Below are 13,365 nucleotides of genomic sequence, written 5' to 3' on the forward strand. Positions count from 1 at the left end.
GAAGAGCGTCAGCGGTTTCCCGTCCGGAATTGCGTCAAAACAATGAGTTGGAGTGGTTCGCCGTTTCCGCGAAACGGTGAAATGCTCTAGACGGGCCTGTAGGCGACCGCCTCGACCTCGATCTTGATGTCGATCATCAGCCGCGATTCGACCGTGGTGCGGGCCGGCGGGTTCTTCGGGAAATGCCTCGCGTAGACCGCGTTGAAGGCGCTGAAATCGCGCGCGTCTTCCAGCCAGACGGTGGTCTTCACCACGTCGTCCAGGGTGCAGCCCGCCAAGGCCAGCGCTGCCTTCACATTGGCGAGCACCTGCTCGGTCTGTTCGGTGATGCCGCCCTTGACCACGATGCCGTCGCCGCCGACCGGAACCTGGCCCGAGACATAGACGAAGTCACCGGCCCGCACGGCGGGCGACAGCGGCACATGGGATGTTCCAAAAGTCTGCTTGGGCAAGGTATCGCTCCTCCAATCGCGGCAAGGGGCACCAGGGCGGCGCCCGCTTCCGCGCAGATTTACCGCGATCGGGGCGCTCCCGATAGGGCCCTTGTTGGAAAGCAACATTCTTCGAAATCCGTGTTGCTTTATTACAGAAGCGCTTGCATCGTGCGCACCGGCCGGCGGCCTGCGGGCCGCAGCGGACACATGCCTGCGCGAGACCGGAGAAACCGAGAATGACCTTCGACAAGAACCCGTTTCCTTCAGGCGATGCAGACCGCCATGCGTTGTGGGAGATGCTGGTGCGGCGCGACATCGACGCCTTCATCGGCCAGGACTGGTCCATGGTCGAGCACGATTTCATCGCCGAAAGCTTCTTCGGCATGCATGCGCATTTCCTCGCCAATGCCGATGCCTGGCGGCTGCAGTTCCCGCGGCTTGAGATCTATCGCGACGAGTGGCTGCGGCAGGCCAGGGAGACGGCGGCGACCAAGTTCGCCGAGCCGCTGCGCGAGGCACTGTTTCGCGTCACCAATTTGCGCGACATCGACGTCGATGGCGACCGCGCCGTGCTGCACAAGAAGTTCGACGGCTCCGTCGCCAAGGCGGATGGCAGCTTCGACCGGCTGAAATGGCAGACCCTGTATTTCTGCCGCAAGGTCGAAGGCATCTGGAAGATCGCCGGCTTCGTCGGCTACATCCCGTATCCGCTGGGAGCCTAGCCCTTCCGGGTCGCTGGACCCGGCCCGACAAGAACGGCGGCGCGACAGGCCGGATTGCCGTACCAAGCCATCCGGTCGAGCTCCGCCGCCCTGACCGGGAGATCCACGACGTCCATCTTCTGTTCGAGCCGGTCTGGCTCGATCCAGGGATCGTTGAGGAAATAGACGCCGTCGCCATGGCCATGGACGAGCACCCAATGCGGGCAGGTGTGGCCCATCATCGGCGCCTGGTCGATCAGCACCAGCGCCGACAGGCCGCGATCGAGCGCCTGGCCGATTTCTTCGACGGCAAAGGGGCGCGTCTCGATCGGCAATGACGCGGCTTCGGCCTCGCGCTTGAAGCCGGCCTGCACGAAACTCATCAGCCCGCGCCTTTCTTCCGAGCTGGCCCGGTCGAGGAAAACCGGTTCTGCGCTGCTCATGAATATTTCGACACGCAGGCCGCGCCGGCGCGCTGCCAGCGCCAGGCCGTAGGGATCGCAGCCGCCCGGACCGTTCGGGCCGATGATGGTGGTCGCCTCACGCCAGAGTTCGAGCTCCAGCGCCCGGTCGGGCAGCAAGGCCGGATCGATCGCGGCCATTGCCATGGCCAACGCCGAAGGCCCGCACGTAAACCCCGCCGTCTGCGGCCAGGATGGCGGAACCTGTCCTTGTCGGCGGGCCGGTTCATTGCCGATCCAGCGTTGCAGGAACCCGTCGCGGCGCTGCCACTGGCCGCCGATGCGGGGCGCCGTATCCTCGTCGGCACGCAGGCAGGGCACGTCTTGCGCAAGCGCCTCCTTCTCCAGCCCCTCCAGCACGCGCGCAACGTCACCGGCGATGAAGGTCGGAGCAGACCAGAACAAGGCGATGCGCATCATGGCTGCCGCCGGCCGGCGCTGGCCGACCACGATTGCCTCCGGGCGGCCCTCGCTGTAGTGCGCCACGCCGGTGACCCCGGCGATCTGCCGCAGCGCTGCCAGGCGATCGCCGGCCTCGGCCGGCACCGCCGCAATCAGGTCGGCCCAGACGGGCCCGTGTTCGGCCGTGAAGACCGTCACCCTGGCGCCTTCGCCTTCAGCCGATACCACAGGCTCATTGAAGTGCCGCATCCCCGCAAATTAGCCGGACAATGGCCGGTCAGTACAGCGTGATGAAGGCCGGGAACAGCAGGCCCGCCTGCCGCAGATACTCGATCAGCTCGATTGCAGGGAAGATCGCGAGGAAATAGAGCCCGTCATGGAAGGTGCGCTTGAGTGCGCGGGTCGAGAACTGCAGCTGGTCGTCGTCGCGGTAGAGCAGCGGGTTCGGCCAGAAGCGCGGCGTCCTCTTGATATAGGCGGAATAGGCCGGGCCGAACTTGCCCAGCAGATATTCGGCCTCTTTGCGCGCCGTGACGCGGAAGATGAGAAAGCTGGCCACGCCAAGCACGGCTGCCGCCACCAGCGAACCGTAGGCCAGACCGATGCCGACGGCTCCCACGGTCGAGAAGAAATAGAGCGGGTTCTGGCTCATCGAGAACGGCCCCGTCGAAACCAGCTCCTCGTTCTTCTTTCCGCCGACATAGAGGATGCTCCACAGCCGGCCGGCAACGCAGGCCAGCACCAGCCAGAAGCCGACGAATTCGAGCATTTCGTGGCCGTTGGAACCTTCGCTGAGCGCAGGCTTGGTGAGGAACAGCAGCAGCACCGCCAGCGCCGCCGCCACGCGCACGAAGACCAGCCGCTTGCGCTGGACGAAAGCCTTTGAAGCCGGCTTGAGGGACGCGTAGGTCATTCGTGTTTTCCGGGCCACGGATTACGGGTTCAGCCACTGGGGCGCGCCATTGATGGCGGATACAAGGCCGTCGCTTTCTATCAGCGCAGCTTGCGGCATTCGTAAAGGCCTTTTGCGCCAATCACGGCCATCCTTACGAATTTGTATGCCTCGGGACAGGCTGGAGCGAAGTCGCTTCCTTATCGTTCCGATGCCGGTCCGCCAATTAGGGGTCGGCTTCAATTACGGCAGCCGGTCCACCGGCATCAGATAGGGAATGGTTTCATGAGACGATTTTCAGTTGCCATCGCAGTGGGGACCCTCGCTGTCTCGGCAGCGATTTCCACCGCTTATGCGGCACCCGCGCCTTGTGAGGAAAGTCTGAAAGCCCTTCGTGCCGCTGAAGCGACAGCCAAGCTCAACGACGCCGACAAGAACAAGGTCTCGGAGCTGGAGACCAAGGGCATCGAACGCTGCAATGCCGACGACGACAAGCGCGCCGACGACTTCTTCGCCCAGGCCATGAAAGTCATGGGCAAGTAATCCATGTCGTCCAGGCACCGTCGGGCCTCATCCGAGGTGTGCCGCGACTGAGACATGACATGCATGCAAATCCCCCGCGCTGCGCTTTCATCCCGCCGTAACCGTCAACCTCAGGACCTCAGCCATGCTCCCAACCAACAAGCAGCCTGCCGGCCCGAACCAAAACAGGGTTCCGGAGGTCACGCTCGATTTCTGGCTGGTCAAGCTGATGGCGGTCACCATGGGCGAGACGGCGGCCGACTATCTCGCCGTCAATCTCGGGCTCGGTCTGACCGTGACCTCGGTGATCATGACCGGCGTGCTGATCGTCGCCCTTGTCCTGCAGTTCGCGCAGAAACGCTACGTGCCCTGGGCCTACTGGCTGGCCGTGGTGCTGATCAGCGTCGTCGGCACGCTGATCACGGACAACCTCGTCGATAATTTCGGCGTGCGCCTGCAGACGACGACGATTGCCTTCTCGGTCGCGCTCGTGGCGACCTTCGCGGTCTGGCACGCCAGCGAGCGGACGCTGTCGATCCACACCATCTTCACCACGAGGCGCGAGATCTTCTACTGGCTGGCGATCCTGCTCACCTTCTCGCTCGGCACCGCCGCAGGCGATCTCGTCGCGGAAACTTTCGAGATGGGCTATCTCCAGTCGGGCCTCATGTTCGGCGGCGTCATCGCGCTGATCGCGCTTGGCTATTATGTCAGCCACCTCGACGCCATCCTCGCCTTCTGGCTGGCCTATATCCTGACGCGCCCGCTTGGCGCCTCCTTCGGCGATCTCCTGTCGCAGCCGGTCGAATATGGCGGCCTCGGCTTCGGCACCACCTTTACCAGCCTGATCTTCCTGGGCTGCATCGCAGCACTGGTTCTCTACATGACGCTGAAGAAAATCGCCGACGATGCCGACGAGATCCTGCTGGAACATGATTAGGCTTCGACGTTTGGCCGCTTGTGCCATTCTATGATCGGGGCCATGCCGGTGATAGCCTGTGCCCGATATCGGCTCTCAACCGGAACAGCGATGCGACTTCTTCTTGTCGAGGACGACCACAAGACGGCGGACTATATCGTCAGGGGACTGGCCGAGGCCGGCCATGTCTGCGACCTCCTGCGCAACGGCCATGACGCGCTTTTCGCCGCCACCAGCGGCAACTATGACGTGATCGTCGCCGACCGGATGATCCCGGGCCTGGACGGCCTGTCGATGATCAAGGCGGTGCGCGCGGCCGGCGTGCGCACGCCGGCGATCTTCCTCACCTCTATCGGCGGCATCGACGACCGCGTCGAAGGCCTGGAGGCCGGCGGCGACGACTATCTGGTCAAGCCCTTCGCCTTTTCCGAACTGCTTGCCCGCATCAATGCGCTCGGGCGCAGGCCGGCGGCGCAGGAGCAAAAGACGATGCTGCGGGTCGGCGACCTCGAAATGGACCTCATCATGCGGCGTGTCACGCGCCAGGGTCGGCCGATCGACCTGCAGCCACGCGAATTCAGCCTGCTGGAGGTGCTGATGCGCGGCGAGGGCCGCGTGATCACCCGCACCATGCTTCTGGAGCGCGTCTGGGACTTTCATTTCGATCCCAAGACCAGCGTTGTCGAGACCCATATCAGCCGGCTGCGGGCCAAGGTCGACAAGCCGTTCGAGACCCAGCTCATCCACACCATCCGCAACACCGGCTACAGCCTGCACGCGCCGCTTGCGCCATGACCGCAAGCTGGTCTCGCCTGCTGCGCAGCACGCCGTTCCGGCTCGCCCTCACATTCGCCTTCCTGTTCATGCTGGCCTTCATCCTCGCGGGCGCCATCGTCTACCAGATGATGAGCGCCGATCTTGCGGAGCAACTCGACGACACCATCAAGGACACCTACGCCGTCATCGCCGCGAGCAATGCCGACAATGATTCCAAGGAACTGGTCGAGACCATCGAGAGCCACTCCACGCGCAGCCCGAGGAAGGAGCAGCTGTTTTCGCTGACCGACGCTGCCGGCAACCGGCTGGCCGGCAACTTCACCGCAGCGGGGCTTCCCGACGGCTTTTCGATGTTCGGCGCCGAAATGCCCGGCCTGCCCCAAGGTACTCAGTACCGCGCCTATTCGGGCGCGGTCGGCGGCAACACCCTGACGGTCGCCATCAGCCTGTCCGAGACGGAGGAACTGGAGACGATCATGCTGATGAGCTTCGGCTGGGCGACCCTGATCATCACCGGGCTGGCGGTCGCCGGCGGCGCGCTGCTTGCCTCGCGTGTCCAGCTCCGCCTCGACGGCATTGCCGCCACCATGGTCGACGTCTCGCACGGCCGGCTCGATACGCGCATTCCGCTGACCGGCAACGGCGACGACATCGACGTCGTCTCCAGCCAGGTCAACGCGGCGCTCGATCGCCTGTCGGGCCTGGTGGACGGCATGAAGCAGGTCAGCACCAACATCGCGCATGACCTGAAGACGCCGCTCAACCGGCTGCAGATGATCCTCGACAGCGCGTCGGAAAAGAACCTGTCGGGCCAGAAAGTCGGCAGTGAACTGGCCGAGGCGTATGCCGAGAGCCTGCAGATCAACGAGACGTTCGACGCGCTGCTGCGCATTGCCCAGATCGAGGCCGGCGCGCGCAAGGCGCGGTTCACCGATGTCAACCTCGGCGAGATTCTGCAAACCATCGCCGAGATCTACACCGACGTGGCCGAGGATGACGGCAAGTCGCTGTCGTCGGTCGAGCTGCACCGGCCCGCCGGCCGCATCCATGGCGACCCCGAACTGCTGACGCAGATGTTCGCTAATCTGGTGGAGAACGCGCTGCGCCATTGCCCGCCGGGCACGACCATCAAGCTGTCGGTGGCGCGCGACGGCGACCATGTCCTCGCCGCGGTCGCCGACAATGGACCCGGCATTCCCCCGGACGAACGCGAAAAAGTCTTCCAGCGGCTCTACCGGCTCGACCACAGCCGCTCGACGCCGGGCAGCGGCCTTGGGCTGAGCCTCGTCAGGGCCATCGCCGAGCTGCACGGCGCATCGATTGCGCTCGAGGATTGCCGGCCCGGCCTTGCCGTGGTGGTGAGCTTCCCTCTGCTCACCGCTTCTTAGGGCAATTCCGCGAAAACGCGCGAGACGATCTTCCGCCCGTAACTAGCCAGAAAGGAAGTGAGAACCGGTCGGGTTTCCAGACCTCGCCCACGTCCCGGCTCCATCACCACATCCAAGGCAGGTATGGGTGCTCGTCGAACCCCGTCGGATGTCCGGGCATGACCAGAAGACAGATCATGGCCACCAGCGCCATCGATGTGGCAAAGCAGATCGAGTTGCCCCAACGAGGGGAATGGCCGCGACCCCGCATGATGATCCTCCCAACGCGACCGGCCTGCAGAGCCGGAAATCCAGCCTGCCGTGGCAATACTGCCGCCTTGCCGGGTTCTTACAAATCGGTAGAAGCCCCGCTTTCGTCGGTCGATATGCGTCGACGGGATGGTCGACGACAAGCCCCGCTCGGACCCTCCATGGCGTCGATCCGGTCGGGCGCCGCGCGTGTGAGCGCCGTCAAGCGGGCCAGCTGCCGGCCGGCGCCGCGATCCGCATCGGGTATCCGTGCACCGGCGAACAGCTCTACTGCCGGCGCCAGGTGATGGCGGAATTGGTGATGTAGTTCCACGCCGCGCCGACGACGGCGCCGGCAAGGCCGGCAACCCACCAGCGTGAGTGGCCACTATAAAGAAGCGTCGATACGCCGACACCTGCCACGACGCCGAAGCTGCAAAGCCCGGCGAACATGACGAGGCCCGTCAGGAATCGCCAGCCGCGCCGGCGCTGGTCGCGATAGGTGAAGGCGTTGTTCAGCGTGTAGTTGAAGGCCATCGCGGTGAACATGGCGGCTGTCTGAGCGACGGCAAACGACAGCCCGTGCGGCAGCAATGCATGCAGGACCGCGAGATGGACGACAACACCGGCGGATCCGACCAGGCCAAAGGCAAGGAAGCGCGTCGAGATCAGGTCTCCCGACATTTTCGCGACCAGCAGACCGGCATATTCAAGCGCGACAAGGGAATCGAGCTTGCTCTCCCCGTGCAGGCGCGGGCCAAAGACGTAAGGGATTTCCTTGATCCTGATGGCATTTGTCGAAGAGGCGACAATGTCGAGCAGGATCTTGAAACCTTGCCGCGACAGCCGGGGCGCCACCGCGTCGACGATTTCCCTGCGCAGCATGAAGAACCCGCTCATCGGATCGTTGATCGGTGTTTTCAGAAGCTGGCGCGCAAGCCGCGTCGCCAGCCGGCTGGCGCCGGAGCGCAGCCTGGTGAACCCGCCGCTTGCACTGCCGTCGCTCTGGTAACGGCTGGCAATCACCAGCTCCGCCTCGCCGCCTTGCAGGATCGCCAACATGGCGGGCAGGCATTTTTCGTCGTGCTGCAGATCACCGTCCATGACCGCGACGATCGGCGCCGAGCTCGACAGGATGCCCTCGAGGCAGGCACCGGCAAGGCCGCGCCTGGCAATGCGCCTGATGCCACGAACACGGTGATCGCCGGCGGCAATGTCGCGGACCGCCAGGATCGTGCCATCCTTCGAATCGTCATCGACAAAGACCACTTCCCAGTCGATGGGTCCCAGCGATTGCCGCAGCCGGGCCACCAGCAGGCCGATGTTGGCGCGCTCGTTCAGCGTCGGAACCACGATCGTCAATTCCGGGCCGCCATGCCGGGCCGCGACGGGGAATGCGCTGTCGGTCGCCAATGCCACGGCGCCGTGCCTGGGGGCCGCCTGGTTCATGGCTGTCCCCCAGGCGGCTGGACATTGGCTGCCGGGAGCGGCGGCACCGACCGCGTCACGGGCAGAATCAGCATGTCGAAGACCGGAAAGCCGGAAAGCCGCTGCGTCATGCGCCGGGCGTCGCCGTCGACGACGAACAGGCCGCCGACACTGTCGCGATAGTCTTTCTCCTGAGCGGCCTCGTCGTCGCGGAAATTCATGGCGCCGATGAAAAAGCCCTGGGTTTGACTGGCGAGGCGCCTGTCGTCCATGAACTGGAAGTGGCGCGGATCTCCGGGAAGCACCTCGATCGGAGTGTCCGGACCAAGTTCGTAGGCCAGCTTGGCGGCCTGCATCCAGTTCGCGGCGACGACATATCCGTTGGCGCGCCTGATCTCGTCGGCGACCTTGCTGTCCGTCAGCGCGGACCAATCGACGAGCTGCCAGTTGACGTCGAACTTCGACGCCCTTTGGAAAAAGGGCCTGGTCAATGCCGCGGTCGTCGCCTGCACCGCGAACCCGGTGGCCAGAAGCGGAACGACGGCGGCGGCGACGACGATGGACACCACGAGCAGTCTTGGCCTGCGCAACGAGAATGCGCCGCACCAGTGACCGACGAGCGGAAAGGCAAACAGGAAGCCGCTCATCGACCAGTGCGGCAGCGAGTGCGCGCTGACCAGGGCGATCAGGTCGAAGAACACGACAGGTGGCGCCGCGAGCAGCACGAAGAGGCGATCGGCCGCCGTGCCGCCCCAGGCGCCTCGCCACAGGCACGCCATGGCGACCGCCCAGATCGGCGGCCAGACATACAGCGCCTGTCCGAGCAACGTGACGGCGAGGTTGCCGGGATGCAGCAGATGGCCGTCGTTGGCAGTACCCCGTCCGGACTGGAATGCCAGGGAAATCCAGCCATGGTCCATGTTCCATATCACGACCGGCAGCAGGCCAAGTGCCGCGATGGCGCCTGCAACCCATGGCCCTGCAGTCCGGAGCTGGGCTTGGCCGGGTTTCGTCGAAAGCAGGACCAGCAGCGCCGAGATGCAGAACAGACCGGCCTGATATTTCGACATCAGCGCCAGCCCGAGCGCCACGCCGGCCGCGCACCAGCGCAGAAACGCAAAACGCGGATCAGCGCCGAGAAGCATCGGCGCGGCCAGGCAGGCGGCGGCCAGCAGAAAGAAATCAAGCGGCCCGTCGGGAACGACGAAATGGCCGGCGGAGATGAGAAAGAACGGGGCGACCGTATACCAGGCCACGGCCCAGAATGCGGCGACGGCACCATAGGCATATCGGGTCAGTGCAAACAGCAGCAGCGCCGACAGCGAGCCGAGCACGACATAGGGAAGCCTCACCACAAGCCGGCATTCGCAGCCGAAGACATCCGCCATGAACCGGGCAATCGCGAAGCCGATCGGCGGATGATCGAAATAGGAAAGCGAATGGCTGCGCGACACCACGACCGCGTAGGCCTCGTCGATCGACAATGGAATGACCGATGCAAGCCCGATCCTGAAGACCAGGAACACGGCGACGAGAAGTGCCATCTGGGAGGCCGGGTGCAACGGAAGAGCGCGCGCCTCGCCGGAAGCGGGCCACGTGGCTACGCCGGCGCCTTGCAAGGTCTCTTCGATCTGCATCTGGTTTCCTACCAGAACCAGAACATGTGGGACTCCGGCGCCGGGCCATTTCCCACCATGACGACTGTCAGGCAGGCGACAGCCAGCAGGACGATGCCGGTCCTGATCCAGATCCGCTGGGCAGCCTGGGCGGGAATATTGCGCGGTACGGTCAAAGCCACCTCTCGGAACACGACAGGCTTTCGGCTCTGGGATGATCTTGGCCGCTGCGGTTCCGGCGAGACACTGCCTCGTCAATCATACGGCCGCTTTGCCGGGTTCTTACAAATCAGTAAGAGGTTCAAATCGTTCAAGGGCGATCCGGCCCGCACGGCCGGCGCCGGCTTTCACCGGTCGATGCGCGTCGACAGGATGATCGACGACGAGGTCCGCTCGACCCCGTCCATGGCGCCGATCTGGTCGAGCAGCGCGTCGAGGTCGCGGATCGACGGCGCGTCGACGATGACGATCATGTCGAAATTGCCGCTGACGGAGTGCAGCGTCCTGACCGGCGGCAGCGCCTGCAGCGCGCGCACCACCTTGTCCGCGAGCTTGGGCGTCACGGTGAGCAGCACATGCGCCTTGACCAGGCCCTGCTCATAGTCCGCGGAGAGCTTGACGCCATAGCCTGATATGATGCCGCGCTGTTCCAGCCGCTCGATCCGGCTCTGCACCGTGGTGCGCGACACGCCGAGCCGCCGCGCCAGTTCGGCCGTCGAGGCACGGGCGTTGGAACGCAGCAGGGAAAGCAGCGCCTGTTCGGCTTCACTGAGCATTTCGACGATCTCCTTCGGCGGATCGACTAAAGATAGGGTTCATTCTGCCAGATTTCACACTTCCTTTCGACAGGCAAGCTGCGATGGTTTCCGCCAACATTCCAGGAAAGGCGTGCAGCGGCTTTCCGGCAGGAACCGCGTGAATCAAAAACTGGCAGGGGTATTTGACCATGAACAACATCGTTATCGTCGGCGCCGGCAAGATCGGCTCGACCATCGCCGGAATGCTCGCCGCGACCGGCGACTACCGCGTCACCCTCGTCGACCGCTCGGCGGCGCAGCTCGCCGCGGCGGAAGTGCCCGCCGGCGTCGAGACGCTCGAGCTCGACATCGCGGCGGCAGGCGCGCTTGAAGCAGCGCTCGCCGGCAAGTTCGCGGTGCTGAGCGCCGCCCCCTTCCATCTCACCACGCGCATCGCCGAAGCTGCGGCAAGTGCCGGCGTGCATTATCTCGACCTCACCGAGGATGTCGTCTCGACCCGCCGCGTCAAGGAACTGGCGCGTTCGGGCAAGAGCGCCTTCATCCCGCAATGCGGGCTGGCGCCGGGCTTCATCTCGATCGTCGCCAATGATCTGGCCAGCCGTTTCGACACGCTGGAAAGCGTGCGCATGCGCGTCGGCGCGCTGCCGCAATACCCGTCCAATGCGCTGAACTACAACCTGACCTGGAGCACCGACGGCGTCATCAACGAATATTGCGAGCCCTGCGAGGCGATCGTCGAGGGCGAGCTGATCGAAGTGCCGCCGTTGGAGGAGCGTGAGGAATTCTCGCTCGACGGCGTCACCTACGAGGCGTTCAACACTTCCGGCGGGCTCGGCACCTTGGCAGAGACGCTGAGGGGCAAGGTGCGCACGCTGAACTACCGCACCATCCGCTATCCCGGCCACGCCGCCATCATGAAGGCGCTGCTCAACGACCTCGGCCTGCGCCACCGCCGCGACGTGCTGAAGGACATTTTTGAAAGCGCGCTGCCGGCGACGCTACAGGACGTGGTCATCGTCTTCGTCACCGTCTCCGGCCGCCGCAACGGTCGCCTGCTGCAGGAAACCTACGCCAACAAGATCTATTCGCAGCGCGTCGGCGGCCAGCTGCGCAGCGCCATCCAGATCACCACGGCGTCCGGCATCTGCGCCGTTCTCGATATGCTGGCCGACGGCAGCCTGCCGGCGACCGGCTTCGTCAGGCAGGAAGACATCGCGCTGGATGCCTTTCTGGCCAATCGCTTCGGCCGCGCCTATGCCCAGCACGAAATGGTGAGCCGGCTGGCGAGCTGAGGCTGCGGCGCATCTTCCTTCTCCCCCGTTGGATTGGCCCCCGCTTTTCCTCTCCCCCGTCAATCGGGAGAGGAAAAGGGAGCCTGGGGCTTACCCTCAAATATGCAGCGCGTGCCCGAGCGCCTTCAGCGCCGCTTCCTCGAACCCTTCGCCTTGCGTCGGGTGCGCATGGATGGTGCCGGCGATGTCCTCCAGCCGCGCCCCCATCTCCAGCGCCAGGCCGAACGCAGCCGACAGTTCCGACACGCCCTGCCCGACCGCCTGGATGCCGAGCACCAGATGGTTGTCGGCCCGCGCCACGACACGGACGAATCCATCCTCGCCGAGCTTCGTCATCGCCCGTCCGTTGGCGGCGAACGGGAACAGCCCGACCTTGATCTCGCCCTGGGCGGCCTTGGCTTCCTCGGGCGACAGCCCGACAGTGACCAGCTCCGGATCGGTGAAGCACACCGCGGGGATCGCGCGCTTGTCCCAGTTGCGTTTGTGGCCGGCGACGATCTCGGCGACCATTTCGCCCTGCGCCATCGCCCGATGCGCCAGCATGGGCTCGCCGGTGACGTCGCCGATGGCGAAGATGCCCCGCATCGAGGTGCGGCATTGATCGTCGATCCGGATGAATTTGCCTGACATGTCGAGGTCGATCTGGTCGAGGCCCCAGCCTTCCGACACCGGCTTGCGGCCGACCGTCACCAGGATCCTGTCGGCGGACAGTTTTGCATTCTTGCCGTCCGCCGTCTCGACCAGCAGCGCGTCGCCCTTGCCCGCCTGTCCCTGGGTCGACAGGCCCTTGGCCTTGGCCCCGGTCATGACGTCGATGCCGAGCGCGGCGAGCCGCTTGACGACCGGCCGGGTCAGCTCCGCGTCATATTGCGCCAGCACGCGCGGCAAGGCCTCGACCACGGTCACTTCGGCGCCCATCTTGGCGAAGGCCATGCCGAGTTCCAGCCCGATATAGCCGCCACCGACCACCGCGAGTTTCCCGGGCACTTCGCTCAGTGCCAGTGCTTCCGTCGACGAGATGACGGGGCCGCCAAAGGGAAGAAACGGCAGCTCGACCGGCGCCGAGCCGGTGGCGATGACGATCGTCTCCGCCCGGATCACCTGGCTTCCCGTCTCGGTCTCGACCTCCACTGTCTTGCCGTCGCGGAATGTCGCCCAGCCGTGCACGGTCTTGACCCCTGCCTTCTTCAGCAGGCCGGCGACGCCGCTGTTGAGCCGGCTGACGATACTATCCTTCCAGGCAACGGTTTTGCCAAGGTCGAGCGCGGGCGCCGACACCGAAATGCCGAGCGGGCTCTTGCCGCCGGCCATGTGCGAGACCTTTTCGAACTCCTCCGCCGCATGGATCAGTGCCTTGGACGGGATGCAGCCGACATTGAGGCAGGTGCCGCCGGGCTTGCCGGCCTCGACGATGACCGTGTCGACGCCGAGCTGGCCGGCACGGATGGCGCAGACATAACCGCCCGGACCGGCACCGATGACCAGCAGCTTGCAGGAGATTTCTTTCATCTTTGCTGTCCTTCCGACGCCGGCGACCTTCGACGGAC

The 13,365-nt window shown here is 64.9% G+C and carries 14 protein-coding genes; 6 read left to right on the forward strand and 8 right to left on the reverse strand.

The features are described from left to right. Positions 1-86: 86 nt before the first annotated feature. Positions 87-452: a RidA family protein gene (locus C1D09_RS21365; protein WP_143976183.1), complete on the reverse strand. Its 366-nt coding sequence runs from the start codon at positions 450-452 to the stop codon at positions 87-89. A 218-nt stretch (positions 453-670) separates the two neighbouring features. Between C1D09_RS21365 and C1D09_RS21370 the strand changes: the two genes are divergently transcribed. Continuing rightward, positions 671-1,156 (forward strand): hypothetical protein, encoded by a 486-nt coding sequence (locus C1D09_RS21370; protein WP_143976184.1) that lies wholly within the window; start codon positions 671-673, stop codon positions 1,154-1,156. On the opposite strand, the gene C1D09_RS21375 is transcribed toward C1D09_RS21370, so the two are convergent. Next, on the reverse strand, positions 1,153-2,247 hold the full coding sequence (locus C1D09_RS21375) for a peptidase C39 family protein (RefSeq protein WP_143976185.1): 1,095 nt from the start codon (positions 2,245-2,247) through the stop codon (positions 1,153-1,155). The two genes, C1D09_RS21370 and C1D09_RS21375, sit on opposite strands and share 4 nt — an antisense overlap. Positions 2,248-2,275: 28 nt before the next feature. Beyond that, positions 2,276-2,911, reverse strand: a complete 636-nt coding sequence (locus C1D09_RS21380; protein WP_143976186.1) for a methyltransferase family protein — start codon at positions 2,909-2,911, stop codon at positions 2,276-2,278. Between the two features lie 264 nt (positions 2,912-3,175). Here C1D09_RS21380 and C1D09_RS21385 point away from each other — a divergent pair, with 264 nt between their 5' ends. The 4 genes from C1D09_RS21385 to C1D09_RS21400 all read left to right on the forward strand — a co-directional run bounded on the left by C1D09_RS21385 (position 3,176) and on the right by C1D09_RS21400 (position 6,496). After that, positions 3,176-3,433, forward strand: coding sequence for a hypothetical protein (locus C1D09_RS21385; RefSeq protein WP_143976187.1), 258 nt, complete (start codon positions 3,176-3,178; stop codon positions 3,431-3,433). A 124-nt stretch (positions 3,434-3,557) separates the two neighbouring features. Continuing rightward, complete coding sequence (locus C1D09_RS21390) at positions 3,558-4,352, forward strand: COG4705 family protein (protein WP_143976188.1); 795 nt, start codon at positions 3,558-3,560, stop codon at positions 4,350-4,352. A 90-nt stretch (positions 4,353-4,442) separates the two neighbouring features. After that, a complete protein-coding gene (locus tag C1D09_RS21395; protein WP_143976189.1) occupies positions 4,443-5,126 on the forward strand; it encodes a winged helix-turn-helix domain-containing protein in 684 nt (227 codons plus the stop codon). After that, complete coding sequence (locus C1D09_RS21400; protein WP_143976190.1) at positions 5,123-6,496, forward strand: HAMP domain-containing sensor histidine kinase; 1,374 nt, start codon at positions 5,123-5,125, stop codon at positions 6,494-6,496. Before C1D09_RS21395 ends, C1D09_RS21400 begins: the two co-directional genes overlap by 4 nt. Positions 6,497-7,012: 516 nt before the next feature. Here the strand turns inward: C1D09_RS21400 and C1D09_RS21410 are convergent. The 4 genes from C1D09_RS21410 to C1D09_RS21420 form a co-directional block, all read right to left on the reverse strand. After that, positions 7,013-8,173 (reverse strand): glycosyltransferase family 2 protein, encoded by a 1,161-nt coding sequence (locus C1D09_RS21410; RefSeq protein WP_143976192.1) that lies wholly within the window; start codon positions 8,171-8,173, stop codon positions 7,013-7,015. Continuing rightward, a complete protein-coding gene (locus C1D09_RS21415) occupies positions 8,170-9,789 on the reverse strand; it encodes an ArnT family glycosyltransferase (protein WP_143976193.1) in 1,620 nt (539 codons plus the stop codon). The genes C1D09_RS21410 and C1D09_RS21415 overlap by 4 nt, the downstream gene beginning before the upstream one ends. A gap of 8 nt (positions 9,790-9,797) precedes the next feature. After that, positions 9,798-9,944 (reverse strand): hypothetical protein, encoded by a 147-nt coding sequence (locus tag C1D09_RS33225; protein WP_167514703.1) that lies wholly within the window; start codon positions 9,942-9,944, stop codon positions 9,798-9,800. Between the two features lie 171 nt (positions 9,945-10,115). Then, positions 10,116-10,544 carry an Lrp/AsnC family transcriptional regulator gene (locus tag C1D09_RS21420; RefSeq protein ID WP_010912460.1) on the reverse strand — a complete coding sequence of 143 codons (429 nt, stop codon included), beginning with the start codon at positions 10,542-10,544 and terminating at the stop codon, positions 10,116-10,118. A gap of 170 nt (positions 10,545-10,714) precedes the next feature. Between C1D09_RS21420 and C1D09_RS21425 the strand changes: the two genes are divergently transcribed. Beyond that, positions 10,715-11,818 carry a saccharopine dehydrogenase family protein gene (locus C1D09_RS21425; protein WP_143976194.1) on the forward strand — a complete coding sequence of 368 codons (1,104 nt, stop codon included), beginning with the start codon at positions 10,715-10,717 and terminating at the stop codon, positions 11,816-11,818. A gap of 96 nt (positions 11,819-11,914) precedes the next feature. On the opposite strand, the gene lpdA is transcribed toward C1D09_RS21425, so the two are convergent. Further along, complete coding sequence (gene lpdA / locus C1D09_RS21430; RefSeq protein WP_143976195.1) at positions 11,915-13,327, reverse strand: dihydrolipoyl dehydrogenase; 1,413 nt, start codon at positions 13,325-13,327, stop codon at positions 11,915-11,917. Positions 13,328-13,365: the final 38 nt, after the last annotated feature.

The sequence above is a fragment of the Mesorhizobium intechi genome (assembly GCF_002879535.1).
Taxonomy (GTDB): domain Bacteria; phylum Pseudomonadota; class Alphaproteobacteria; order Rhizobiales; family Rhizobiaceae; genus Mesorhizobium; species Mesorhizobium intechi.